Raw genomic sequence first — 694 nt, 5'->3', positions numbered from 1 at the left:
TGTTCACTAATATGTGCACCTTTTGTGCATGTGCTGATAGATGGTGCCGGGGGCGCTGAAGGTTTACTCTCAGCGCCCCCGGCAACGTACGGGGCTAGATTGATGATGCACTCCGCACTTGGTGGAGTGTGCCCCGCTTGACGCTGCTACAGTGGGTTACTGCTGATCGCCACCGGCGCCTTTTGCCTGCTTCTTTTCGCGTACGCGGCGACCCCACTCTCCAAATTCGGGGCGGCTCGTGTACTCTGCATTCCACGCCTCCGCGGTTGCCGGCAGCCAGATTCGCTTCTCGCTATGCGACATAAAATCGGGCTCAGGCAGCTCACCTCGGCGTATTAGACCTGCAGGGGTCATGCCAAGGAAACGCGCCATTTCATTGACGCCTACAATCAACATATCAGCCATAGGGTTGACTCCTTTCAGGGGTTAGTTGTTGCTGCGGTGCTTCCGGATGTACCACGCGAGCGCGTGGCAAATGATTGCCAGGGTGAGTAGTCCGAAGGTTAGCCATGAGACTGCGGGGTACTTCGGGAATACTGCGATTGCGCAGATGGTGGCGAATACGTAGGGGAAGAGGGTGGACAGGATCTTCTTCATTAGTTGTTACCTCGTGTACCTTGAATGTATCGGGTGCCTTGCACCCGGTACTTATTGAGTTATTAATTCCCGGGTAATCGGTTTGATTACCTGGCTT

The 694-nt window shown here is 54.9% G+C and carries 2 protein-coding genes; both read right to left on the bottom strand.

Annotated elements, in window-relative coordinates:
• Positions 1 to 156: 156 nt before the first annotated feature.
• The gene (locus HMPREF2605_RS04630) at positions 157 to 405 is read right to left on the bottom strand and encodes a hypothetical protein (protein WP_070687977.1); all 249 of its coding nucleotides are present in this window, start codon (positions 403 to 405) and stop codon (positions 157 to 159) included.
• Between the two features lie 21 nt (positions 406 to 426).
• Entirely contained in the window at positions 427 to 597 is a 171-nt protein-coding gene (locus HMPREF2605_RS09540) for a hypothetical protein (protein WP_168165838.1), read from the bottom strand.
• Between the last annotated feature and the right edge of the window lie 97 nt (positions 598 to 694).

It is taken from the genome of Rothia sp. HMSC065C03 (genome assembly GCF_001837295.1).
In the GTDB taxonomy this organism is placed as follows: Bacteria; Actinomycetota; Actinomycetes; order Actinomycetales; family Micrococcaceae; genus Rothia.
Note: the sequence above shows the minus strand (reverse complement) of the source record. Positions and strands in the feature narration are given on the sequence as shown.